At 58.9% G+C, this 22,543-nt stretch carries 27 protein-coding genes; all 27 read right to left on the minus strand.

All coding sequences use genetic code 11. From position 1 onward, the window contains the following. Entirely contained in the window at positions 1-6,282 is a 6,282-nt protein-coding gene (locus tag I6J72_RS05445) for a phage tail tape measure protein (protein ID WP_204100197.1), read from the minus strand. Positions 6,283-6,309: 27 nt separating this feature from the next. Then, a complete protein-coding gene (locus tag I6J72_RS05450; RefSeq protein ID WP_181815362.1) occupies positions 6,310-6,477 on the minus strand; it encodes a hypothetical protein in 168 nt (55 codons plus the stop codon). Between the two features lie 188 nt (positions 6,478-6,665). Beyond that, complete coding sequence (locus I6J72_RS05455; protein ID WP_204100198.1) at positions 6,666-7,046, minus strand: hypothetical protein; 381 nt, start codon at positions 7,044-7,046, stop codon at positions 6,666-6,668. A 100-nt stretch (positions 7,047-7,146) separates the two neighbouring features. Beyond that, positions 7,147-7,899 (minus strand): hypothetical protein, encoded by a 753-nt coding sequence (locus tag I6J72_RS05460; protein WP_204100200.1) that lies wholly within the window; start codon positions 7,897-7,899, stop codon positions 7,147-7,149. Positions 7,900-7,911: 12 nt separating this feature from the next. Beyond that, the gene (locus I6J72_RS05465) at positions 7,912-8,331 is read right to left on the minus strand and encodes a hypothetical protein (protein WP_115021844.1); all 420 of its coding nucleotides are present in this window, start codon (positions 8,329-8,331) and stop codon (positions 7,912-7,914) included. After that, entirely contained in the window at positions 8,300-8,578 is a 279-nt protein-coding gene (locus I6J72_RS05470) for a hypothetical protein (RefSeq protein WP_239107513.1), read from the minus strand. The genes I6J72_RS05465 and I6J72_RS05470 overlap by 32 nt, the downstream gene beginning before the upstream one ends. Continuing rightward, positions 8,571-8,936, minus strand: coding sequence for a hypothetical protein (locus I6J72_RS05475; protein ID WP_204100201.1), 366 nt, complete (start codon positions 8,934-8,936; stop codon positions 8,571-8,573). The genes I6J72_RS05470 and I6J72_RS05475 overlap by 8 nt, the downstream gene beginning before the upstream one ends. Then, positions 8,933-9,433, minus strand: coding sequence for a hypothetical protein (locus I6J72_RS05480; protein ID WP_204100202.1), 501 nt, complete (start codon positions 9,431-9,433; stop codon positions 8,933-8,935). Before I6J72_RS05480 ends, I6J72_RS05475 begins: the two co-directional genes overlap by 4 nt. Positions 9,434-9,457: 24 nt before the next feature. Then, entirely contained in the window at positions 9,458-9,652 is a 195-nt protein-coding gene (locus I6J72_RS05485; RefSeq protein ID WP_115021838.1) for a hypothetical protein, read from the minus strand. Further along, positions 9,652-10,920 carry a phage major capsid protein gene (locus I6J72_RS05490; protein ID WP_204100203.1) on the minus strand — a complete coding sequence of 423 codons (1,269 nt, stop codon included), beginning with the start codon at positions 10,918-10,920 and terminating at the stop codon, positions 9,652-9,654. The genes I6J72_RS05485 and I6J72_RS05490 overlap by 1 nt, the downstream gene beginning before the upstream one ends. Further along, a complete protein-coding gene (locus I6J72_RS05495) occupies positions 10,904-12,061 on the minus strand; it encodes an HK97 family phage prohead protease (protein ID WP_204100204.1) in 1,158 nt (385 codons plus the stop codon). Before I6J72_RS05495 ends, I6J72_RS05490 begins: the two co-directional genes overlap by 17 nt. Beyond that, positions 12,058-12,411: an RNase adapter RapZ gene (locus I6J72_RS05500; RefSeq protein WP_204100206.1), complete on the minus strand. Its 354-nt coding sequence runs from the start codon at positions 12,409-12,411 to the stop codon at positions 12,058-12,060. Before I6J72_RS05500 ends, I6J72_RS05495 begins: the two co-directional genes overlap by 4 nt. Further along, on the minus strand, positions 12,408-13,661 hold the full coding sequence (locus I6J72_RS05505; RefSeq protein ID WP_204100207.1) for a phage portal protein: 1,254 nt from the start codon (positions 13,659-13,661) through the stop codon (positions 12,408-12,410). The genes I6J72_RS05500 and I6J72_RS05505 overlap by 4 nt, the downstream gene beginning before the upstream one ends. 11 nt (positions 13,662-13,672) lie before the next feature. Continuing rightward, on the minus strand, positions 13,673-15,382 hold the full coding sequence (locus tag I6J72_RS05510) for a terminase large subunit (RefSeq protein ID WP_204100209.1): 1,710 nt from the start codon (positions 15,380-15,382) through the stop codon (positions 13,673-13,675). Continuing rightward, a complete protein-coding gene (locus I6J72_RS05515) occupies positions 15,342-15,695 on the minus strand; it encodes a hypothetical protein (protein WP_204100210.1) in 354 nt (117 codons plus the stop codon). The genes I6J72_RS05510 and I6J72_RS05515 overlap by 41 nt, the downstream gene beginning before the upstream one ends. Further along, entirely contained in the window at positions 15,695-16,090 is a 396-nt protein-coding gene (locus I6J72_RS05520) for a hypothetical protein (RefSeq protein WP_147279331.1), read from the minus strand. The genes I6J72_RS05515 and I6J72_RS05520 overlap by 1 nt, the downstream gene beginning before the upstream one ends. Beyond that, positions 16,083-17,468: a DNA methyltransferase gene (locus tag I6J72_RS05525; RefSeq protein WP_204100212.1), complete on the minus strand. Its 1,386-nt coding sequence runs from the start codon at positions 17,466-17,468 to the stop codon at positions 16,083-16,085. The genes I6J72_RS05520 and I6J72_RS05525 overlap by 8 nt, the downstream gene beginning before the upstream one ends. Positions 17,469-17,474: 6 nt before the next feature. Further along, entirely contained in the window at positions 17,475-17,747 is a 273-nt protein-coding gene (locus I6J72_RS05530) for a hypothetical protein (RefSeq protein ID WP_204100214.1), read from the minus strand. Positions 17,748-17,912: 165 nt separating this feature from the next. Next, positions 17,913-18,206 carry an HNH endonuclease gene (locus I6J72_RS05535; protein WP_204100215.1) on the minus strand — a complete coding sequence of 98 codons (294 nt, stop codon included), beginning with the start codon at positions 18,204-18,206 and terminating at the stop codon, positions 17,913-17,915. Positions 18,207-18,330: 124 nt separating this feature from the next. Next, entirely contained in the window at positions 18,331-18,927 is a 597-nt protein-coding gene (locus tag I6J72_RS05540) for a hypothetical protein (protein ID WP_204100217.1), read from the minus strand. Next, entirely contained in the window at positions 18,924-19,286 is a 363-nt protein-coding gene (locus tag I6J72_RS05545; RefSeq protein WP_204100218.1) for a hypothetical protein, read from the minus strand. The genes I6J72_RS05540 and I6J72_RS05545 overlap by 4 nt, the downstream gene beginning before the upstream one ends. Positions 19,287-19,344: 58 nt before the next feature. Beyond that, on the minus strand, positions 19,345-19,758 hold the full coding sequence (locus I6J72_RS05550) for a RusA family crossover junction endodeoxyribonuclease (protein ID WP_204100219.1): 414 nt from the start codon (positions 19,756-19,758) through the stop codon (positions 19,345-19,347). 7 nt (positions 19,759-19,765) lie between these two features. Beyond that, complete coding sequence (locus I6J72_RS05555) at positions 19,766-20,020, minus strand: hypothetical protein (protein WP_204100220.1); 255 nt, start codon at positions 20,018-20,020, stop codon at positions 19,766-19,768. 19 nt (positions 20,021-20,039) lie between these two features. Then, positions 20,040-20,201: a hypothetical protein gene (locus tag I6J72_RS05560; RefSeq protein ID WP_181815360.1), complete on the minus strand. Its 162-nt coding sequence runs from the start codon at positions 20,199-20,201 to the stop codon at positions 20,040-20,042. Positions 20,202-20,222: 21 nt separating this feature from the next. Next, entirely contained in the window at positions 20,223-21,071 is an 849-nt protein-coding gene (locus I6J72_RS05565) for a hypothetical protein (RefSeq protein ID WP_204100221.1), read from the minus strand. Positions 21,072-21,171: 100 nt separating this feature from the next. Next, positions 21,172-21,579, minus strand: coding sequence for a single-stranded DNA-binding protein (locus tag I6J72_RS05570; protein ID WP_204100222.1), 408 nt, complete (start codon positions 21,577-21,579; stop codon positions 21,172-21,174). After that, positions 21,576-22,532, minus strand: coding sequence for a hypothetical protein (locus tag I6J72_RS05575; protein ID WP_204100223.1), 957 nt, complete (start codon positions 22,530-22,532; stop codon positions 21,576-21,578). The genes I6J72_RS05570 and I6J72_RS05575 overlap by 4 nt, the downstream gene beginning before the upstream one ends. Positions 22,533-22,543 lie beyond the last annotated feature (11 nt).

Genomic DNA, 22,543 nt, shown 5'->3' on the forward strand with positions numbered 1-22,543 from the left:
TTATGCCCTCACCCTTCCAGATACAGCGGCGCCGCCGAGCCGCGGGTTTTCCATCTTTTCCAATCGCAGTTCAATATCAGCGTTTTGCTTACGCATCGCCTCCTGTATTTCTTCCAGCTCGCGGACGGACAGAGCGTCCTTACCTTCCGGAATTTGGAACACAAGGGTGGACTTTTTATCCGCGATAGCCTTCAAGCTTTTAGCTGTATCGCCCTGGTAGGTAGCAATATCGGCAATCGCCGCGCGCACCTCGTCGTTAGTGGCACGCCAATATTCGGACCAATTGGAATGCGAATCGCGCTCCAGTTCCTTAGCCCGGATACGGTCAGCCAATTCACCCTTTTGGTTGCGGTATGCCAGCTCCGCGGTACCACGCTCAATAGTGGAGTTCAGCTCATGCTGAGAATCCTTCAAATCAATGAGGTCGGTTTCCCACTGCGCCCTATCCAGAGAGCGCGCCGCATCGCCGAGCTGGGAATAGTTGATCAGGTCATCAATATCACCCGCACCACCAAACAGGCCCATGAAGCCCGCCCCGGCGGTCATCTTCCGAATTTCCTTATCGGTCATGGCGACACCCTGGAAATCATCACGGGCTGCCAGCTCGTCCATTTCCTTACGAATTTGTTCCTGGCGGCGGTTAGCGTTCTTATAGTAGCCGTTGAACCAATTCGCAGGATTAAGCCAGGTGGACACCTGCGCCTTTTTCGCTTCAATTTCCGCGTTTTCACGCGCCAATTTCGCGTAGCGCTCACCTACCGTAGCGCCTACCTGGTCGAAACCGAAAGCTTCCTGAGACAGGACCGCCAACTTTTGCATTGCCTTCTGCATATTGCGGGAAGTATCAGCGAGGTCAAGGACCGCCATATGCTGCGAATGAACCGCATCCAAATTGGCTTCCTGCGCCTTCAGCTCTTCAATTTGCATACCGACATGAGCGGCCTGCAGAGCTTCATACGCGGCCATGGTTTCATCCGACCACTCGGACATGTTGTCCAGCGCCGCGTCGGTATCTTCCTTCACATTCCAGCGCCAACGATCGGTAGCCAAAGACAAATCGGTATAGGCACCGATATTGGACTTCATGTCCTTACGGCGCTGTTCATCGAACGCGGCCTGCGCTTCCGCCACACCCCGCGCTGCCTTCAGGGTTGCTTCTGCCCCGGCGATTTGGGTAAACCGCGTCTGGCGGGCGGCTTCCCGAACATCGATTTGCGCAGCAACGAAGTCCAGCGTCAGGCCCACCACGGCCTCCCGCTGTTTCGCAATGAGTTCCGTAAGTTCACGTACGGAACCCATCATTTCAACAACTCCGCCCCACACCGCGGTGCGGGCCGCCGTGAAGTTGGTAATCAGCGTATCGATGACATCAAAGACGACGTTGGCAACCTCAATCGCCAAAGCGATTTGTGCCTGGCCCGCGGCCTTAGCAATATCGGCAGCAGCGCCACGCGCATCAGACAGGTCGAGCTCGGCGGCCAACACCTTTTCTTGTGCCGCCTTAATGGCCTCCTTCTTCTTTTCTTCCGAATTCGCCTGCTTATCCGCAATATCCTCGCGGACTTCCGCCAATTTCTTTTCCGCTTCAGCAATCTTTTCGGGCTTACCGTCTTTTCGGGCCTTAGACAACTTTTCTTCAGCGTCGGCCAACTTGCGCTTATCGTTCTTATCCAGCTCAATCGCCCCGGATTCCGCTTCCTTCAGCGCCTTCCGCGCCTCAGCCAAAGCCTCTTCCTTATCGGCGATATTCTTCAGGGCCTTGTCATGCTCGGCGTACTTTTGCAGCACCGCATCATGACCGTCCACAATCCCGGCGAATACACGGGTGTAGGTATCCAGACCGGGCAGTTTCGTGAAGGTATCGAAAAGCTCCTTCACGGAAGCCGTCCCAGCCCACGCCGCGGACCAAGAGGCCGCCCGCGCGTTATCTTCACCAATCAAGCGCGACAGATGCACCCGCGCCCCATCGGTTTCACCCGTCCACGCCTCGGCCAGCTCCCGCATAGCCGGGGTGAGGTTATCGGCAATCACATCCGTGGTGGCCTTCAGCTGGGGCACCATTTCGCCAATCTGCCTAATGAGATCGGACACGCGGTCCCAATGGTCATCGGTAAGCACCGGCTCCGGCCGGCCGGACAGATTCAGCGCCATGGCACCATGAGGAAGCCAGCCGCCCCGGTCGTACAGGCGTGTCAGCGCCGGGAGGATACCGCCGAGCGCGTAGCCATGGCCGTGACCCCACATGGTTGTGAGGTCGGTTCCATACTTGCTCTTGTAGTAGCGCAGCGCGGCGTTCATGTTAGCCCACGGGTCACGGCGATCATTCGGCAAGGAAGGATCGCGGAAGTCGGCGAACGTTCCCGGGATAATCTGCAGCAGACCAAGGCCCGCGGATTCACCAGTGCCGTTAATATCCACGATTTCCTGCGCCCGGTCCGGGATACCGCTGGACTCCGACATGATTTGCTTCAGCATGGCGTTGACCTGCGCCGGGTCATCGGCGTTAAAGCCGTTACGGCGCATCGCCGCCATAGCCATTTCGCGCCACGATTCCACATTTCCCGAAGTACCGCCGGGCCCGCCATAGTTATCGGATTCATCCGCCTTACCCAGAATGAAGTCCTTAGCCGCACCCCAGAGGGAACCAAACATGGCGCCGGGTAGCTCGCCAATGATTCCGGGGGCCTTAAAGGAATCCACCTTTTCCTTAACGGCGTTAATAATCGGGTTAAACAGTCCGGAAACGCGGTCACGCAGGGAGGCAAACACCGCCTGCGCCCCATCCCACACCATCTCGACCATGGTCTTAGGATCGCCGAGGGGCTGCGGGGAGGCCACGTGAACGTGATTACGGTGCTGGTTCATGATGGAAGCGCCGTACCATCCGAACCCGTCGCCCTTATCCTGCCCGTTCTTCACGTTGTGGTTGAACGGGGAGTGAATGAGCTCTAGCAGGCCCTTACCGTAGTTATCGAAGAGGTTTTGTGCCGCCGAGCGCATCTGCGGGGTGGAATCCGTAGAGTTTGAGAAATCCACAGCCAGGCCACGCCCGTGATTATCGTTGGAATTTCTAAAGGTAGAGGTAATCGTCATCATCGGGTAGTACTTGTGTACCCAATCAACAATCGAGCCGACCACACCACCGGCGGCGAAACCGCCGAGCTTCCCGGAATCGGGCCCGTACAGGAAGTCGCGGACACCCTTCACGCCACCAATTCGGGCGGCGGAGTTAATCCCATCAACCCAACCGGAACCCAGGACACGGCCGGCCTCCGGGCGGAGGATCGGCTCACCACCGGACAGGCCGATACGCATACCGGTATTCGGTTCGATGAAATCATACACATCCCGGCCCGGGGTATAGCCCGGGAGGATACCGCCCGTGGCGAATCTATACTCGGGAAGTTCATCCAGACCGACCAACTTGCCGACCGCGTTCCACGCCTTACGAATACCGTTGTTGTAGACGGTATTCACCACGAATTCCACAGGTCGGCGGGTCAGATCCCGAATCATATCCCACGCTTTACCGATACCATCGACCGCCACGTCGAACGCTGCCTTAACGGAGTCCAAAGCGAGCTTCAGACCGGCAAAGACGGTATCGCGAACAAAGACGAAACCGTCATTCAGCATCGAGGTCATCCAGTCCCACTTGCTAGAAATCCATTCCAGTACCGGGGAGATTCCCTCTTCCCATAGCCAGGAAGCGGAGGCGGCGAAAGCATCAATGACGTTAGTACGAATCCATTCCCCCATTTCGCCGAGCGCGTTACCGACCCAGTTCCAGCCGTCGACAATCCTGGAGAATACGGGTTGCAGGCCGTTGTCCCACAGCCAGGTCGCCCCGGCCACGATTGGATTCCACACGCTATTTTGAATCCATTCCGCCCCGGCAACCAGGCCGTTGACTAGCAGGTCGAAACCGGCGCGAATGTTATCAAAATACGGGCCGAGGGCGTTGTCCCACAGCCAGGAAGCCGCGGCACCAATAGCCGGGAAAATAACATCCGTCACGATAGACGCACCGGTCTGGATAGCGCCTACCAGCAGGTCCCAACCGGACTTAATCAGACCGCCGATAGGCTTCAGGACGTTATTCCACAGGCCGGAAATCAGGGAACCGATACCGTTAAAGACCGGCTTAAAGATATTGCTCCACGCGAACTGGATCGCGGTTGAAAGCACATTCCACCCCACGATGAACGGATAGATAGCCGCGGTTCCTACTACAGCGAAAGTAACTTTCAGGGCGTTAGCAATCCACCCCAAAGCTGCCTTACCCGCATCCCATACCGTGATGAAGGCATCACGCACGCCGAGCAGGAAGCCAACTACCGGGGAGTCCTCTTCCAGACCGAAAGCACTAGCCAAAGCGCCGGTAAAATCACCATCGACAATCAGCGCCTTCAGGCCGGTAAACGCGTCGCTAATCCAATCGATGCTGGACTTAAACACGCCGGTAAACTTTTCCCAACCGGAGGTAAGAGCGTCGGTAAAGTTTCCCCAAATTTCCCGCCCGGTTTCGGTCTTAGTGAAGAATATGGCAAGGCCCGCCACCAGGGCGGTAACTGCGGTCACCACAAGGAAGATTGGGTTAGCGTTCATCACGGTATTCAGCGCGGCCTGCGCCGCGGCAACACCCTTTGTCACCGCGGCATGCGCCTTTTCCACCGCCGTAAGCTTCATGAGCCACTGCAGGAAACCACCGGCGGTCGCGATCTTTTGCTGCAGCACCAGGGCGCCATACGCGCCGGCGAGAATACCCACCGGCACCGCGGCCGCGGCGATAGCACCCGCGGAGCGGTCTACCCAATCGACGAATGAGGATACCGCCGGAATCAGGGTAGAGGTCATCCACTCGGCAATGACTTCAAGCTTATCCGCGGCGGTTTCCATAGCGCCGCCCGCCAAATTAAAGACCGCTTCCGATACCGGCTCAATCGCCAGCAGGGCACGGTTCTTGAAAAGTTGCCATTGTTCCGCGAAGTCCATGGTTTCTTCCGCCACGCCGAGGATCGTGTCCTCGGTAGCGCCCGTGGCGGCCATGAAATCATCCACGGACAACGTTCCGGTCTTAACCGCGTCGACGAATTGCGCAGCACCGCGCGTACCGAAAAGACCGCTGGCCATATCGATAGCCTCGATGGACTGGCCGGAAGCTACCAGTTCATCAATTTGTTCAATCGTTTCCTTGAAAGCGGAAGGTGCATCACGGCCTTCCTTAGCAAATTCAGCGAGGGCGCGCTGCATGCGCTGCATGGTGCCATCAGCGTTAATACCGGCCTTATCCAATTGGCCGGCAAGGGCGGCGGAATCGCCGAGGGAGAAACCAAATTCGCGCAGCGCCGGGCCGGCCTTCACGGCCGAGTTAGACAGTTCGGTAACGCTAAGACCGGTAGCCTGGGACACCTGGAAGAGCTCGTCCAGGGCGTCGGGCATATTTTCCGCTTCCACCCCGAAACCGTTCAGGGCCTGGGAAACGGCGTTAATATCGGCATCGACCCCCAAATTTTCCAGCTGGATCATTTGAGACGCGAACTTTTCCAGCGGCTCCCCGGTCAACCCAAGACGGGTATTGATATCCGCCACGGCGGTACCAATATCCTCGATGGAAGCCGGTACCTCGGCCGCCACATTCCGCGCAGTATCCTTCAGGCCTTCCAGCGCCTCGCCGGAAGCGCCGGTACCAACACGGATCGTATCCCACGCATCATCGAACGTCGTTCCGATTCCGTAAAGGGCGCCACCTACCGCGGCAATCGCACCGGATACCGCGGCGAATGCCAGTTTGGTCTTATCCAGACCGGCAATCAGGCCGTCGGAGGAATCCCCCGCCGCGGCCTGCGCTTTAGCGAAATCGCCGGTAGCATCTTCCGCCTCTTGCGTCTTTTTCGTTAAGTCAGTTTGAGCGCGCTGCAGCTTCACATTAGCCGCTTCCAGCGCCTTAGTATTCAATTCTTCATCGCGCTGCGCTTTAGCCAGGTCAGTGCGGGCCTTAGCAATTTCGGAGGCCTTAGCATTTTCCTTTTCCATGACCTCGGCCAATTTCGCGCTCGCGACCGTAGCCGTATCCGCCGCGTTAGCCTGGCGCACCCGCGCCCGCTCCACCTGCAGGGTCGCCTTTTCTACCGCGCCTTCCGCCTTTTTGACTTCACGCGCCATAGAATCAGCGAAAGTCTTACCAGCCTGCGCGCCGCCCTTTTCCGCGCCTTTACCGACTTCCTTAAAGAATCCATCAAAAGACGGAAGGATCGGCACGTATTGAGCGTCGCGGGCCATGGTAAGACCTCCTAAGGTTCAGCGGGTTTAATCAGGTGAAAGTCCTTGTAGGTATTCAAGGGCCGCGGCTTCATCGCCTTCATCCACGCGCCCGAATTGTTGCTTATCCTTGTCCTCGCTCCACGGGTAGGGCTTCACCCGGGGGAAGCGCAGGCCGCGAGCCTGCTCCTTAGAAAGCTGCCTAGCGAGCAGCATTTCAGACCGCGGGAGGCCCTGCACCAATATCCACAGCAGGCCATGGAGTGATGACCAATCATTCCCGTCCCGATAGGCGCGATGAAGCGCCGAGTCATCGGGAAGGCCTTCAATGAGTACGCGCAGCCGGCGGGAAGTAATATCACCGCGCAGCCAATCAGCGACCGGGTCCCCGCCGTAGGTAGCGCTTAACGCTGCCTCGCACGCCTCTGGGAACGATTGGAGCTCTGGCGGGACTGGGTTTTTCCCACATGTTCAGCATGGTCCTGCATAGCCCAGCCAATCATGGAGAGGGGATCCACACCGGCCTCATTGGCCTTTTCGATGAAGGCCTCGGCTTCATCGCCGAGGATCAGGTCGGTCATTTCCGCGCGGAGCGTATCGCCGAAAATAATCCCGTCGGCGGCATCTTCACGCAGCTCGGTATGGCGGTCGTTCCATTCCGCGGAAGCCAGCTCGGGGGCGATGAAATGGAAGGTGGTACCGGCGAATTCCACCGGGAAGGTATGAGCATCGCCAACGACTTCACGACGCTTAGCCAAAAGGGCATCAAGGTTAGTAGCTGCCATGGTAGACAACCTCCTAAGTTGTGAAAAAGGGGTGGGTCAAAAGGGTTGTGGGTCTAAAAGGGTAGGGGCCGCCGCGACCCACGAACGGCGACCCCATTTTTTAGCCCTCGGAGGTTTCGCGTTCCGGGGTGGTTCCAGCGCCAGGGCGCGGGGACTCCTCGCCACCAGCGCTACCGCCGGAAGCCGGCGGGTTAGACCAATCGCCCGGGTTACGGCCGGAATTATCCGCCTCCAGGGTGGAGCCAGCCTGGCCCGGCTTCCAACCTTCAAGGAATTCACGGCGGATAGAGTAGCCGAGCTCGTTATCAAGATTGGTCTTGAAAGTGAACTGATACCCCACCAAATCGGTCTTAGTGTAGGTAATTTCACCACGCTCGGAGACAGACGCCGCCGGAAGCAGGAAGCGACGCGCCTTCTTACCATCGATGACGTCGATACCGAGGCGGAACTGGAATTCTTCCGGAAGTTCCTTACCCTGCTCGAAGGACACGACACCGGAAGCGGAATCGAATTCCATATCTTCCGCGGCCACACCGTAGTACAGGGCGTTAGCCAGGCCGCCGATAGACCACACGGTCGCCTGGAAGGTGCACTCCTGAGACGCGACCTGAGAGCGCTGGGAGTTCTGAGCCTGCCACGGGGTCCAATCGTTGCGCTCTTCATTCAGGGACTCGGAAATACCGGAATCGGCAATCCAACCAAAATCAACAAAGGGCTTCTCGTAATCGCCCATGTTTTCAGGCATTTTGGTACCCGGCGGGGCGTACATGAGGCGCCCGGTCACGCCGAGGTTCAGCAGCTGGGTGGAGTAGTTAGGGGCAGTAAGGTCGACCTTAGGGGTTGCAATGGCCATGAGAAATTCCTCCTACAGGAAATTGGATTCATCGATAGGTGAAGCAATAGAGACCGTGAGGCCTATCCGCTTCACCCGCGGATTACGATCGAGCATGATTTCCGGGCGGGTAACATCCAGCACCCGCGTCGAATCGGCACGCACCCGAGCTAAGAAAATTCGCAGAATAGCGGCGCGCTTCATCGCCTCACCGCTGCGCATCATTTCCGGGCTCACGAAAAAATGGAGATCAATATCTTCCACATCCACGCCGAGGACGTTTAGCCCCGGGCGGCGTTCCGCTGGTCCGGCCGAAAAAAGGCCAATCGTAGGAAGTTCTTTCAGCTCGAATTTATGCGGTAGGTCCACATGCACCGGGTAGGGAAAATTTTCCCCTAGCGCCGTGACGAGGAGTGCGAAATTATCCACCGCGCACCGCCCGCCGTAGCGCATTAGTACGCGGAACCTCTTCCGTTCCCTGCTCTTCCGCACCATTATCGGACACCACGGAAGCGTAGAAACGGCCCCCGGGGCGGATACCAGAGGTCACGGAATAGTTAGCGGTCCCGCCGGATTCCCGGGAAAGTTGGGTAGCGCGCCGCGCCGTCTTATGAGCGCGGTCGATAACCGCGGCCTGCAGCTTTTTATCCCGGTTAAGGGAATCCCACATCTTCATTTGCCAATCCGGATAATTAGCCATCGACTACCTCCAAATCAGCTTCCAGATGATGCACTACCCCGGCGTTCCACGGGTCGGGCCACCGGGCGGGCTCACCGACTACCGCTAGCTCCATTACCCCGCCGACACGTATCACGCTCTCCGCCGAGAGTTCCGGAATATCAGTGCCCGGCGGGGTAATGAGTACGTATGACGTAACCACCTGGGGGCGGTCAGCATCACCCTCCGAGGTTCCGCCGAATTGAACCGATACTTGAAAAGGGACTTCCTTCCATTCCGGGTTATCCCAATCCAGTACCGGCTCGGAGGAATACACGCTGTCGACTTCCCGCGGGGACTTCAGCTCCAGGCGCTGGTTAAAAATCAGGCCCCCGGTCATGGCCGCGCCCCCAACTTATAGAAATCGACCAATCGCCATTCCGTTGACTGCGGGGTCGCAGCGCCCGGGGCGCCGAGCGAAATCCGGCCCACGGTATAAGACGATTGAGGTTGGCAGGACCGCGCCGCCATGGCCTTCACCACGCCGATAACATCCACGGGATGATCGAAACCATGGCGTATTTTCGCCTCAACCTTCCGCGGAACCCCGTCCCGGCGGGGCTTTAGCCCGGGAACGTAGACGATACCGGCCTCATCATAGGTAAGGGCGGACACATCTACCGGGCGGGAATCCACATGCAGGGATTCCACTTCCACAAGGCGTTTCGTGGGAAGGATCACCTGGCCGTCACCGGGAACCAGGATTGCCAGTTCTTCATCGATGACCGGGAAAATATGCCACCCGCACAGCTGGCGCAACGTAGATACAGCCCGGTCAATGGCCTCCTGAGGAACCTGCGGATCGGACGATTTAACGCCGTGCTCGAGTTCCATCACGGACCCCCTTCCTCCGATAGGTGCCTAGTCAGATGCAGCGCGGTTCTTCCGGGGGCGGCCGCGGCGCGGCTTATCCGCCTTTACTTCCACCGGCGCCACTTTCACTTCCCGGGCGTCCGGGTAGTGGCGGGCGGCGGTTTCCGGGGAGAGCATGAGGGTGAACTCCAGCCCGCTTCCTACCGGAACGCTATAGGGGCGCAGTTCACGCGGGGTGCCCATTAGGCAGCCGCTCCGGTATCGGCGGCAGCGCCGGCGCCGGAAATCTTACCCGTGACGAATGCAGCCGGGCGCGGAACCATGAGGCCGAGACGCTCCTCGGCGCGCAGGGTGACGAGGTTGTTCTCGAAATCGTCCACGTTGGTGTTTGTGGAATCCACGCGCAGGCCACCGCGGCGAAGGATAGTAGCGCCCTGGCGGAAGGCGCCCACCATGTAGGTACCCTGCTGCACCGCCGGGGTGGAAACCACGTTCAGGCCCCACACGGCCGGGGACAGCAAAATACCGTTGTTGCCGTACTGGCCCTGGAACGGGCCGCCGGCAAGGTACTGGCCGTTATTGTCCTTCTTCTTGCGCAGCTGCTGGTAATCCGCCGGGTTAAGCATGATGCCGTCGGCGGTAAGAGGGGTAGCCAGCGCGACCATATCGATAGCTTCCAGCAGACCGTCGAACGGGTCGCCGGAAATATCGTGAGACTGAATGCCTTCACGATTGAAAAGGCCCGTGAGGTTGGAGCCCTGGCCGTCACCGTTGAGGAGGGCGTCCTCTTCCGCGACAGAGAGGTCATAGACGAGCTGGTTATTAATGTAATCCGCGATGAACGGGAGGTCTTCCAGCATCTCGTCGGAGATCTTAGTGAGCGCCGCAATCTTAGCCGGGGACTCGGTTACCAGGTCCAGCGGGGAGTAGCGGACATAGGGCTTCTTAGCACCCTCGGCGACAGCCTTAGGGCCGCCTTCCGCAATGCGGTTAAGCTTTTCCACCAGGTACTTAATGACCGGCTGGGTAAGACGCGCGGAACCCATGAGGTCAGCGGCTACCAGGCGCTCGCGGCGCTGGTTAACAATCGCGCGAGACCACTCGGTGGCGTATCCATCGATAACGCCCTGGCCCTGGCCGCCGGTAAGAGACGGGTCGGAGGCCGCCTTAAATTCCGGGGCCTGGTAGGAAATCGTCTTACCCGGGCGGAAAGCCTTCAGCTCGGCGGCGGCGGACTTCACGAAATGACCGCCGAGGGTAGATTCATCGGTTTCACCCGTCGGGGACGGATCACCGGAATCAGCGCCGAGACCGAACTGCTTCAGGGCCTTCATCGTCTTGTCGCGCTCGACGCGATCCGCAATTTCCGCGTTCTTTTCTTCCAGCTCGGCCATCTTTTCCTTAGCGGAGTTGTATTCCGCCTCGGACATGGAGTCGCCCCAAAAGGCCATCTCCTTAAATTCGGCACGGAGCTTATCGCGCTCGGCCTTCAGTTCAGCAATCGTCTTCATAGCATGCCTCCATAAGCATCAGGTGAGCCTTTACCGCGCGGGCGCGGGCACGGGCTCGGTTGGTTTCTTCCTTTTCCGCCGTTTCATCGACGCCAGGGGCGCCATTGAGTTCATCGACCGCCGTCTTGCACGCGCGCGCCAGGTGCGCACGTTCCGCCTCGGACAACTTCCCGGCCTGCTTCACAGCGGTCGACAGCATCTCGGAGGCATTCTTAACGGACAAAATTTCGGTTTGTTCATTCGCACCAATCGGCACGACGGACACCTCATAGAGCTTCAAGCGCTTCAGCTCAAAGACATGCTCGTCATCCACGATGGATTCCGCAGCATCCAGCACGCGGAACGCAAAGCTCATCTGAGATAGACGGCGTTCCTTAATCAGGCGATGAACCTGCGCCGCCTTTTCGTTGTCGAGGTCCAAGACCGCCTCAATCTTCAGGCCGTGATCATCTTCCACCGCAGAGGTAACCACGCCGATATTTGAGAAAGGATCCGCGAAATCATGGCCGTACAACAGCGGGATATTGTTTCCGGATTCTTCCCATTCCTTCAGCGTTTCCTCAAAAGCGCCGCGGCGAATGACGTCACCGTATGAATCAACATTGTTAAATACGGCGGCGTAAGCGGAGATGTAGCCTTCCGGGGCTTCATCCGCGGAGTCGCCGGGGGGCGTGGCCTTTAAATCGACCGTGAAATCTTTGTGCACGGCTTCACCTTCCTTTTCATCGTCGGGAATTACCGGCGGGTTGTCGTACCAGCCCCTAATTCGTTCTTCCGTTCCTTCCGGGCGGTCTTCCTCCTCGCAGCGGGCTAGGCACACTTCCAGCCCGGGGTCAATGAGATGGAATTCTGCGCCTACCGCCTTAAACCCGGCGATCGTTGAAGCTGGCGGGTTACCGTGGATCAACCACACATCACCAACGGGCCGAGTTTCCGGATCCAGCAGCCACCCGTAGAGGCCACGCCGCATGGCGGAAACCACATCCGTAATGGCTGGCGGTTTTTCATGGTGAAGTTCTTGCCCCGCCATGCATGAGTACACCTCGTCTACATCAAAGCGGGGGTTGCCTACCCCGGCCTTTTTCTTGACAAACGTTGATTTGCCAGAGCACGGCGGGCCCATGACTACATGAATAGTCATCGTTGATCACCTCCTAGGCAAAGGTGCCTAATAGTATTTTTCGAGCCGCCGAGCCGTAAAAGTTCCCCTACGTATTCCGCCATGGCCACGGAGCGGTGGCGGCCTTCCTTGCAGATGAACACCATGAGCGGGGATTCATGGTTTCGTTCCAGCTCCAGGCCGAGGAAGGCGATCGTCGTCGCCCATTGTTGAACCACGGGGTCGGAAAGGTAGTAGCGCTGCACCGGCTCGTCTAGGCCGCAGCCGCTGGCAACTACCGGCGGGGGTGGCGGTAGCACCGTGAGGTCGAAAGCGGCGTGACCTACCGGCGCGGTCCCGTATTGGGAGCCCCAGGACACTAGCTCAATCATTCGCTATCCCCTTCCGCTTCCGGGCTGCTCGAACCGAATTCCGTATTCAGCGGGCGGGCAAGTTCATCGCCACCGTCAATCTTTGGAAGGTTGTTCATCGCGCGGCCTTCATTCACGGTCATCCACGGCGCGCCAATCGCCTGGGAGGTAACCGCGGCCTGCTCTTCAAAGCGGGCACGCAGCCGCTCGCCCATATTGAATTCCACGTAGTACTCGTCGGTTTCCACCTTCATCATTGGCAGCAGGAAGGCATTCAGCGCTTCCTCGATACCCTTCATGATTGGCAGCAGGGAATCACCGTAGAGGGACTGGCGGAATTCCTTCACGTTGGAATAGTTCGCGTTATCCAGAATGCCCACCATGGTCGGGTTAATGTGATAGACCTGCGCCACGGTTTCCAGAGACAGTTTCGTTTGTTCTACCACCTGCTCATCGGACGCCTTCAGGTGATGAGGGGAGAACTTCATCCCGTCCTCCAGTAGGGCGATTCCACCCGCGCCGGAACCACCGGCGGCGAATTGGGCACGCAAATCAGACTTAAACCGCTGGCGGTCCTTATGGTCCCATTTCGCATCCAGCGGCCGCTCGATGAATCCGGCCATACGCGGTCCCCTATCCCACAGCTGGGCCTGGTATTCCGCGCGGGCCCTATTTTGCTTCAGGACGTCCTTCAGAGCGAGGATTGGGGACACGCCGCACTGTAAAGTAGTCGGGTCATAACCGGAATGACGGATCAGACGTTCCGCGGGGAGGTAGATTTCCCGGCCGCGTTCATCGTTTAGGGTAATGCCCTTAAAAGTCCACGGGTCATCAAAATAACGCTTCTTGACCCACCGTTGAGGAATCGGGTAAATGGACCATCGAGCGCCCCACGATTCATCTACATCGACGTACCAAATCCACTCGTCGTACAGGCAGAGGTCCATCACGGTGTTGGTAAGCAAATCGGACATGAGCAGCGACCGGGAGGATTGCTTCAGCAATTGAGCGAGCGCAGTGTCATACACGCGTACCCGCCCGCCGTCGGCTTCCCGCCGGTAGACATGCAGGGACACGGATGACACCATACGGGCGATGAAGCTGGTTACCGTACGCAAATGCGGTTGAGTACGATACAGCTCCTCCACCGACATGTGATCAATATGGAAGTCCCAGAATTCATTGAGGTTAATCCCGTTATCGAGGGCATAGTTACGCGGTTCTTCCGCCGGGGGGCGCCGCCACCCGGTTAATTTATCCAGAATGCCCATACGGCCTCCTATCAGAAAATAATCATTCCCGCGTCCAGGTCCTCGGAGAGTTCTTCATCCGCTTCATCTTCATCAATCCAGCCGTCGCCGGAATAAGCAGAGATAAATTCTTCTTCCTTATGGTGACCAAGCCACCACGCGATATTCGTAGCGATGAACGGAGTTGAATCGCCTACCGATTTATCCCTATCCCAGATAAAGACATCGCCGGCCTTCCTATCGCGCACACCTACCGCCGCGGCTTCCAGCAGGGTCGGGGAAGCTTCCTCCCCTTCCGCCCGGCCGGAGTGATGCACCTCACCGGCGCGGATAGCGTTCAGGTATCCCAGGACAGAACCGCTCATTTCCGACCCCTGCCATGGCACAATTTCAATCTCGGCATCTTCCAGCAACGGGGCCAACGCCGCCGAGGGCGCGCCGCGAATCTGCATACCGACACGCCCGTCGAAACCCACCTGGCGGCGGGCCTCCAGCCATTCAGCAACCCACGCGATACCCGCGCGGGAGGCAACTACTTCCACATGCCAATGACCATCCGGGCGCTCGAAAGCCACCGCGACATGAGCCGCGCGGGCTTCCACCGCGACATCGATACCGACGTACACCGGCGTTTCTTCCGGGTCGATTTCCACCGGGGATTCCAAAGAGGCCCACAGGTCCTCCCCAATCTTTCCCGGCTCCAACGATTCCACCCATTGACACAGGTATTCCGTACGGAATCCATCCGGGGAGGAGTTTTCATCTTCCGGGTCAACCGCCGCTTTCGCTTTAGCCAGCATGTCCGATTCCGTACGCACGCCGTACCCCAGAGACGGGTTAGCTTCCGCCCACCCTTCCCTATCGAAGATGGAGCGGTCGGGCTCGGCAGACCATTCCGCCAAAAAGAGGCGTTCATCATCGGTATCTCCGGCGTTAATCGCCTTCAGAGCAACGTTCCTAATACGGCGCAGCACCACAGAGCGGGCGGTACCGGCGTTACTAAAGGACCAAATCTGGTTCCGGGGGCGCTCCGAGGTAGTTGGCTCGATCGCTTCCCACATGGCCTCGTCGGTATGTTCGCGCAGCTCGTCGAGTAGCGCCAGGTCCACGGAGTAGGAGCGGCCGCCGCCGTTGTTGGCAACGACGTACCAGGCGGGCATACTTCCCGCCGCATCGAGCACATGCTCCAAATCAGGGGGCACAGAGGCAAGTTCAATGCGGTGCGAGCCGTTAGCGGTGCGCATGTAGGGAACCCACTTCCCGCGCTCCATCCGGTAGGGCAGGTATTCCGCCATTTCAGGGTGAGACCGAGCCAGGTTGAAAGCATCGTCCAATGTGGTTTCCGCCACCGTGAGATTTTGGGCGGTTGAAATCATTTCGGAAGCCCCGTCGTAGAACAACCGCCACAGGCCGAGCACGCACATCAACAGCGTTTTACCGTTCTGGCGGGCAACCAGCACGCACACCTGCCTAAACCGGTAATCGTAATAGCGCGCCGGCGGCGTATCCGGGTCGAAGGAATCAGACCCCGGAACCGTTGTCATATCCAGCTCAAGCGCATGGATAAACAACCACTTTTGCCACGGCCTAAGCTCCAGGCCGAGCACCGTCTCGGCGAATTCAATCACCGCGAAACCCAAAGAGGTTTCCGGGGTGAGCTCTACCAGCGGCGGGGTGAAAATACGCGGCTCGGTCCTACCTTTAAGCGCCCCGGCCACGGAGACGGGCCCGGCGCGCGGCAATTTCGTTCTTCACCGCCTTATCTTCAGGGCCCGGCTCGGAACCGGTTTCCTTCAACCGCTTCAATAGAGCATCGAGCTCGGCACGCGCAGCCGGAAGGCAACCAAAATCAGTCATGAGGTTCTTGAAATGCGGAACCATGTACACCGCTTTAGTAGCGCGTTCACCACCGGCCAGAAATTCTTTTTCCAGCTGGTAAGCGACTAACAAAGCAACCTGCACCATGGCAGAGTCCGCCTCGGTAACAACATCACCACGCGCAGCAATAGACCGGGCTGCGAAGGCCGGCAATGAGTAATCTTCAGAGATAGACATTATTCCCCCTGTTTCAAATCAGCCGGCTTCCACAATCGCGCCATTTCTTCAGAAACGGAGCCGTCGAGTTCAGTACTAACGCCGGATTCCAACGGGTTATCGCCGAGTTTCGACAGCAGGGTCGCGCGCTGGCCGGTAATCTTCAGGGCCTGCCCTACAGCGGTAGAGTCACCACGGGCGGCCTGCTTCCAAATCGCCTTCAGCAAAGAATCCAGCCGGGACAGTTCAAGACGGATACGAATATCAGGTGATTCCGAGCTCATGGCAGACAGATAGCCGGCGACCATGTCCTCGGCTTCAATCACATCAACGCCGAGACGGTCGGCAATATCCGCGTAAGACACACCGGCCACGCGCAGGTTTACCGCGCGTTCCACATCACTAATTTCATGCAAGGAAATCAACCTCCTCCCCATCACGCCGAGGAACCGCGCCGGTATGTTCTTGCCAGCGGCGACAAATCACATCAACATACCGCGGATCCAGTTCCACCAGGCGGGCCTGCGCCCCGCGGTGGTGCGCAGCAATCAGGGTCGAGCCGGAACCACCAAACAGGTCCAGGACCACACCACCCGGCGGGCATGAGTTGTTCAGCATGCGCAGCACCAAATCAACCGGCTTCATCGTAGGGTGAACATCATTGGAGCGCGGCATAGCAAATTCCAGTGTTGTGAACTGGGCATTATTGCCAAACCACCGGGGGCCACCCCGGCCGAGGCGGCCCGCGCCGCCCGGCGCGAAACCGTACAGCACCGGGCCGTGGCCTTCCTTGTAGGGGGCGGTGGTATCCACCTCGTCGGTATTGGTTTCATCTTCCGCTGGGGTTTCGGCTTCATCACCAAATTTCGGGGCTTCACCAAAAAGAATCGCCTCATGTTTGTATTGATAATCCGCGCGACTAATCGCGTGGTTGTTCTTCACCCAAATCAAGTTCTGGCGAAACAGCAGACCGGCCTCCCGAAACGCGGTTTCAAATACCAGGCGTTTTGCATCGGCATGCGCCACGTACACCGGCGCGCCCGGTTTAGCCGCGGCCACCAAAGTAGTAAACGCGCCATGCAGTAGCTCGGCGAGGCCTTCCTCCCCATCGTTCATAATCGAATGATTAGCCCGGTTAGTTTGGTAGCCGTCCCCGGCATGCCGCGCGTTAGACGAGTAGGACACGCCATAAGGCGGGTCGGTCCACACGCAATCCGCGAGCCCATCAAACAACAAATTTTCTAAGACACCCTCGATATTTGTTGAATCGCCACACCACACGCGGTGCGGGCCGAGCTCCCACACATCACCCGGCGCGGAAATAGGTGCCTTGTCAGGAACCGAGGGGGCTTCATCCCTATCCGTGAGTTCCTCGGGTTGTTCTTGCGCTTTCAGAATTTCGTTCAAATCGGAATCCGTATAGCCCGTTCCATCCAGCGATTCCAAATCAGACAGCAGCGCAGCCAGGGCCTCGTCATCGTAACCGCCGAGGTCAGCTAATCGGTTATCGGAAGCGACAATGGCCTTAGCCGTATCATCATCAACATCAATCACCGCGCAGTCGATTTCTTCCCACCCGATAGACCGCGCCGCCATCAGCGTGTGATTACCGGCCAACACTTCCAGCGGCCGGCCGGTTTCCGTTCCGCGATTGACCACAATCGGTTTATATTGACCGCGCGCCCGCAAAGATTCCGAAATTCGGGCCACATCACCGCGCCGCGGATTCCCGTCGAAAAGCAGCAGTTCATCCACGCCAAAGCGCTCATAAGCAATTGCGTTCACGCGGCTCATTGAAACTTATCCCCCCAACCTTTTATATCCTGCTGCGCTTGCCGAGCTATCGCGATAGCCGGGTGAGGAATCGGCGCGCTCCACGTTGAACCGGGAAAGACCTTCCAGCTCTACCCCATCGAGCACGATAACCCGCGCGGAATCAGGAAGGCGGTTCAGTACGCCGCGTTTTACCGACACGCGGGAGACCGCCACGCGGTGCGATAGGCCTTTTTCGGTGCAATACGCAGCGGAATCGCACAATCGGGGGCCAATCACGGCGGCTATTGGGGCATTCAACGGGCGGAGCTCCTTCCGGGGTTTTGTCTACGCGCGCGCACGCGCGCACGCGCGCGACCGGGGGGCGGTCTGGCGCGCGGGGAGAGAGGAAGCCCCCTCCCCGCTCCTTTTCCGCGGCCTTCCGAGCTAGTGATTTGAAGGCCCCTACCCGCCGTGGCGCGGCGTTTAGGCCCATTGTGGGAGGCTGCGGCGGCCGAGTGGCAGCGGCCGGTCTTTTTTCCCGCGTGAGCGGTTGCATGAGGCGTGAGAGGGGCGCAGGTTGTCGGGGTCGAGTGCGAGCTCGGGGTAATCGGCGCGCGGGAGGGCATGGTCGGGCTCGAAGGAGTTGGGGGTGCCGGCCGGGGCGTCGTAGTTGATTGGCTGGTTGCAGAGCCAGCAGGCGGCGCCGAGCGCGCGGCATTCTTCCATGTATTCGCGTCGGAGTTTGACGGCGGCGTTTCCGGTCCATTTGTCGGCCATGGCACCTCCCCGGGGTTGAGGTATGGATAAACCCCCGTACGTTGTCCCGGGGCTATGCGTGTTTCCGGGGCGCACGGGGGCCACGGCCACGAAGTATAGCACATGAGCGGACAACGTTGGGTTATTACTGGTCAGCGGCGTTTCTTTCTGGTGGGGTGGTTTGGAGGTATTCGAGTATTTCGCTGGTTCGGTAGAGGTTTAGCCTTCCGTTGGTTTCGGAGTTTATGAGGCCGCGTGATGCGAGTTTGCGGAGTTGGTCGGCGGTTATGCGGTGTCCTTGTCCGCGGAGTAGGGCGATGACGTGGCGGGCGGGGCGCCAGGGCTCGGGCCGGTTGAGGCGGGGTGGGGTTGGGTAGAGTAGCCGGTTGATTTGGTTGCGTTGCCAGCGGAGTTCATCGGCGAGGTCGTCGGCTACATCGAGCTCGGCCAGGGCCTCGGAGTTGAAGAGGATCCAGTCCATGAGTTCGGGCCAGTTCTTGTGGAATGAGCGGCGGGGGGTGATGAATCTTTTGGCATCGCAGACGAAGTCGTACAGGCGGAGTTCTAGTTCCATGCAGAGCTCGACGGGGCGGGGGCGGCCGGGGCTGGCGGGGCCGAGACGGCCGCCGGGGCGCATGGTTCTTTCATCACGGATTTTCCCGGCGGCGTGCTTAGCAGCTTCCAGTTCGGCATAGGCGCGGCGGAGGGTTGTGGCGATGGCGTGGAGTGTGTCGGGGTTCATTCCTGCACCTCTGTGAGGGTGTAGCGCCTGCCAGTCGGGGTAAGGGTTTGGCGGAAGGCTGCATCAATTCCTGTGCCAAACTCCGGCGGCACAAGAAACGCAATCATGTTCATGTTGTCATCGTCCACGCCCAGCATGATGACGTTGCCGTACATGTTCTGTTCCGCTTCTGCGAGGTAGTGCTCATCGTCGTCCCATTCCACGTCGGCCATGGTGGGGCGGGGCTTCGGCGGGAGGGCGGCACGGACGGTTTCCCAGTTGAATATGGCGGACGCAGTGGACGTACCAGACGCAAGCTTTAAAAGGCTATTTAGCGCTTCGTGTGCGTTGATGATTTCTTGGCGGGTTGGGTTAGTCATTGGTGTTTTCCTTGGGTTGTGGCGATGGCGTGGAGTGTGTCGGGGGTCATGGTTTCTCCTATGAGGCGCTGTGTGGCCGTTTAAGCGAATCAATATGGATGTGGGCACCCGGGGGTTCATTTAGCCGTGTTCGTCGCTTAGCGGCGCGTATGGCCGCTACTCTGGCGTCGTCTAGGAGTACACCCGCCTGCGTTAGCGCGTCACCTACGGCGCGGAGGAGTTTATCCAAATCCGGGGTGACGGTATGCCAGCCGCCGGGCTCGGGCTCGTTCTTCCGCGCCGGGAGGACAAACACCACATCCAGCAACACGGGTTCATCGATTGGGTCGCGGCGCCCGTATGCAGCACGCGCCCGGGTTGCTACCAGCTTCCGCCACCCGGGCAGGTATTGGGAGGATTCCCGCATACGGCCGGCGCCCAGGTAGCTTTTCGAGCCCTGCGGGCGGGGGATACCGGGAACAAAGACGGCCATGATTGGATCATTCGTCATCGCAGAGCCCGCAATCGCACTCGCATTCATCGACGTCAATCAGCGGCACGGGGACGAAACTGGCGATGATGTTCACATCTTCATCATCGGCGCGTACCCATTCCGCCCCGTTGAGGTGGTACCAGGCTTCAAGGTCGCCGAGGTGTGGGCTGCGGACTACCAGCTGGGGCAGGCCGCCGTAGACGGTTGCGAGGAACGGTGTTCCTGCTGGGGTGAGTAGCGGCTCGAATTCTTTGGTTGTCATGCGGAACATTTTTGGTTTCCTAACGGTAGAAGAAGAACGGGCGGTTATGGCGGGTTGCGGGGCGCTCCCCGCGGTAGCGTTCTATCGCGCGGTCAAGGGCGGCGCGTTCCCGGGGGTTTAGTTCACCCCGGTTAGCACGCAGCGTGAGGCGCGCTAGGAGGTTGTGCAGATTGTTGTTCATTTGGTTTCCTTCCATGAAGTTTCAAAAGGGCGGCTGGTTGGTTTCGGTTTCGTGAGTGCAGCGCACCGCGACAGAGCCCTCGCGGGCAATCCCGTTGTCATCGCAGCGGCGGCAGGCATCGATGGCGGCGCGGCGTAAGGCGCGCTGGGTGCTCTCCTCGGCCCGGGCGTGGGTCTCGGCGGCTTTACGTAATCGTTCGCAGGCGCCGCACGGGGGAATTTCATCATCGGGAAGCGCGGCGTGTTTCTTGCAGACCGGCCGCCCGCCGTTAGGCGTGGGCGGTTGGTCTGGGGAATTTTCAGGGGGGGTCGTTTTATCCACAGCCTGTGGATAACTAGTACCGTTACTGATCTCCTTAACCCCCTCTCCCCTGTTCCCCTGTTCCCCTGTTCCAGTGGAGGAAATTCCGCGCATGCGCGCCGAGCTTCCGCGACTATGCGCCGAACTTCCGCGCATATGCGCCGAAATTCCGCTACTTTCCGCATCTTCCCCAATGACCTGCATCTTTTCAGGGTCGAAGGGAAGGCCGTCCTCCGGGGCGGGGTATTTCGAGCCGCTCATCCGAGCATTCTTAGATTGGTGACGCTTCCAGTTCGGAATCGCGTAATAATGCCTTCCGCCAACGTCGTAAAAATCTACCGCGCATACGCGCCGAACTTCCGCGCATATGCGCCGAAATTCCGCTACTGATATTTCTTCATCGTTTGGGAACGCAAAACCCAACAATTCGCGCGGGTTATACGTCCCCCGCCCGGCATCATCCGCCCAATTCCACATAGCGATATACAGCAGCCGCGCCCAGGGCGACATAGACGTAACAGACGGCGAGGACCAGAACTCCGGCTTAATCGACCGAATCCGGGGCATCATCAATTCCTTCCAGAGGTAGATAAAACTGGTCCCCCACCTCCGACGGCATGAACGGAAACGCCGTAGAGATAGGGGACAAAGACTGGTTGCACATTGCGGTTTAGAACGGCGGTTCACCATTAACCGCGCCGCCACCGGAATCGGATTCCAGATTGGACAAAGCGGTAAACACCTTGTCGGCGATGAACTCCGTCTTATAGCGGTTTTCCCCATCACGGGTCTGCCAGCGGCGCTGGTTCATACGCCCATGCACCACCACTAAATCCCCTACCTTCAGGTGAGTATTAGCCCACCTGGTCCACGGAACCGGGTCTTTATCGCGCCGTTCTTTATCCCACAGGGACACATCAATCACGGCGCGGGCGGCTTCCTTCCACTCCCCGGAATCCCGGTCGAGGTATCGATTTGATTGGATCAGGGTGAGGTTCACCACCGGCGTTCCCCCGGCCGTGTAGCGCAGTTCCGGGCCGGAAACTAAACGCCCAGCGCGGTATTCGTAATCAATCATTGAGCATTCCCCTTATCGATTTCGCGCCACCGGTCACGGCCGGCCTGTAGGAACGCTTCCGGGGCGCCTTCCTTTTGCAAATCGGCCATGAGCTTTTCCACATCCGCTTTCCCGGTATAGCCGTTCAGGGTTTCCTTCAGGTCGGCGAGTAGCGCGGCGTCATCATCGGAGAGCTCCTCGGCCGGGGCCGGTTGGGATTCCAGCTGCGCCGGTTCCGCGGATTCCGCCGCCGATTCTTCCGAAACATGGCTAGTGGAGTTGGCAAGAGCGGCCTTCAGCCCGGCGTTACCGCGGCCGCTATCCATCCGACGGGCCTGCGCCTTAATCGGCGCCGGGCCTTCCAGCTCGAGCTCTTCCGAGGAATACGGAATGGCATTCAGAACATCCGCGGCCATACGGCGGCAGACTTCCATAGCCGCTTTCGCGTACAGCATCTCTTCCGGTTGGGTCGCGTATTTCGTGTTCGAGGTAAAGCCCGCATCTTTCGCGCGCTTAATATCCCACGTTGAGGTAAACACCGCCGAGGAACCGCGGCGACGGCCGCTTACTACTACCCGCTCGGCGGAGGATTCCTCTACCCACACCTCGTGGCCTTGTGCTAGCACGAGGGACACAGCCGTACGCGCGTAAATGGAGGGGGCGCCCTTCACAACAAACACGTTCTGCAGCGAGGTGGACACGCCGAAACCCAAATTCGCGCCGTACACGGCGGCGGCTAGCGCTTTCGCAATGGCCGCGTCCTCACCCTGGGCCGGGGCATTCTTCCGCGGCGAAAAATCAGGAAGATAGGCCTCCGGCACCATACGGCCGCGAATGAGCACGGGCACGACTTCACTAGCCTTTTGGATCACTTCCAGTTCCCGGTCGATAGCATCAACCGCGGTATTACGAAATTCATTCTTCACCGCCGAAATCTCGGAATCGGACGGCTCATAGCGTTCAATATCAGACATTGAAAAGGTTT

Source organism: Corynebacterium sp. FDAARGOS 1242, assembly GCF_016889985.1.
GTDB classification, from domain to species: Bacteria; Actinomycetota; Actinomycetes; order Mycobacteriales; family Mycobacteriaceae; genus Corynebacterium; species Corynebacterium minutissimum_B.

Bases quoted from the DNA above. Each gene is read 5' to 3' on its own strand.
- I6J72_RS05460 (WP_204100200.1), bottom strand. From the start codon at position 7,899: ATGGCCATTGCAACCCCTAAGGTCGACCTTACTGCCCCTAACTACTCC.
- I6J72_RS05560 (WP_181815360.1), bottom strand. From the start codon at position 20,201: ATGAACAACAATCTGCACAACCTCCTAGCGCGCCTCACGCTGCGTGCT.
- I6J72_RS05495 (WP_204100204.1), bottom strand. From the start codon at position 12,061: ATGACTATTCATGTAGTCATGGGCCCGCCGTGCTCTGGCAAATCAACG.
- I6J72_RS05455 (WP_204100198.1), bottom strand. From the start codon at position 7,046: ATGGCAGCTACTAACCTTGATGCCCTTTTGGCTAAGCGTCGTGAAGTC.
- I6J72_RS05575 (WP_204100223.1), bottom strand. From the start codon at position 22,532: ATGTCTGATATTGAACGCTATGAGCCGTCCGATTCCGAGATTTCGGCG.
- I6J72_RS05490 (WP_204100203.1), bottom strand. From the start codon at position 10,920: ATGAAGACGATTGCTGAACTGAAGGCCGAGCGCGATAAGCTCCGTGCC.
- I6J72_RS05470 (WP_239107513.1), bottom strand. From the start codon at position 8,578: ATGGCTAATTATCCGGATTGGCAAATGAAGATGTGGGATTCCCTTAAC.
- I6J72_RS05505 (WP_204100207.1), bottom strand. From the start codon at position 13,661: ATGGGCATTCTGGATAAATTAACCGGGTGGCGGCGCCCCCCGGCGGAA.
- I6J72_RS05540 (WP_204100217.1), bottom strand. From the start codon at position 18,927: ATGAACCCCGACACACTCCACGCCATCGCCACAACCCTCCGCCGCGCC.
- I6J72_RS05535 (WP_204100215.1), bottom strand. From the start codon at position 18,206: ATGGCCGACAAATGGACCGGAAACGCCGCCGTCAAACTCCGACGCGAA.
- I6J72_RS05445 (WP_204100197.1), bottom strand. From the start codon at position 6,282: ATGGCCCGCGACGCTCAATACGTGCCGATCCTTCCGTCTTTTGATGGA.
- I6J72_RS05555 (WP_204100220.1), bottom strand. From the start codon at position 20,020: ATGACAACCAAAGAATTCGAGCCGCTACTCACCCCAGCAGGAACACCG.
- I6J72_RS05525 (WP_204100212.1), bottom strand. From the start codon at position 17,468: ATGAGCCGCGTGAACGCAATTGCTTATGAGCGCTTTGGCGTGGATGAA.
- I6J72_RS05570 (WP_204100222.1), bottom strand. From the start codon at position 21,579: ATGATTGATTACGAATACCGCGCTGGGCGTTTAGTTTCCGGCCCGGAA.
- I6J72_RS05545 (WP_204100218.1), bottom strand. From the start codon at position 19,286: ATGACTAACCCAACCCGCCAAGAAATCATCAACGCACACGAAGCGCTA.
- I6J72_RS05485 (WP_115021838.1), bottom strand. From the start codon at position 9,652: ATGGGCACCCCGCGTGAACTGCGCCCCTATAGCGTTCCGGTAGGAAGC.
- I6J72_RS05465 (WP_115021844.1), bottom strand. From the start codon at position 8,331: ATGCGCTACGGCGGGCGGTGCGCGGTGGATAATTTCGCACTCCTCGTC.
- I6J72_RS05500 (WP_204100206.1), bottom strand. From the start codon at position 12,411: ATGATTGAGCTAGTGTCCTGGGGCTCCCAATACGGGACCGCGCCGGTA.
- I6J72_RS05515 (WP_204100210.1), bottom strand. From the start codon at position 15,695: ATGTCTATCTCTGAAGATTACTCATTGCCGGCCTTCGCAGCCCGGTCT.
- I6J72_RS05475 (WP_204100201.1), bottom strand. From the start codon at position 8,936: ATGACCGGGGGCCTGATTTTTAACCAGCGCCTGGAGCTGAAGTCCCCG.
- I6J72_RS05550 (WP_204100219.1), bottom strand. From the start codon at position 19,758: ATGGCCGTCTTTGTTCCCGGTATCCCCCGCCCGCAGGGCTCGAAAAGC.
- I6J72_RS05565 (WP_204100221.1), bottom strand. From the start codon at position 21,071: ATGATGCCCCGGATTCGGTCGATTAAGCCGGAGTTCTGGTCCTCGCCG.
- I6J72_RS05450 (WP_181815362.1), bottom strand. From the start codon at position 6,477: ATGCTGCTCGCTAGGCAGCTTTCTAAGGAGCAGGCTCGCGGCCTGCGC.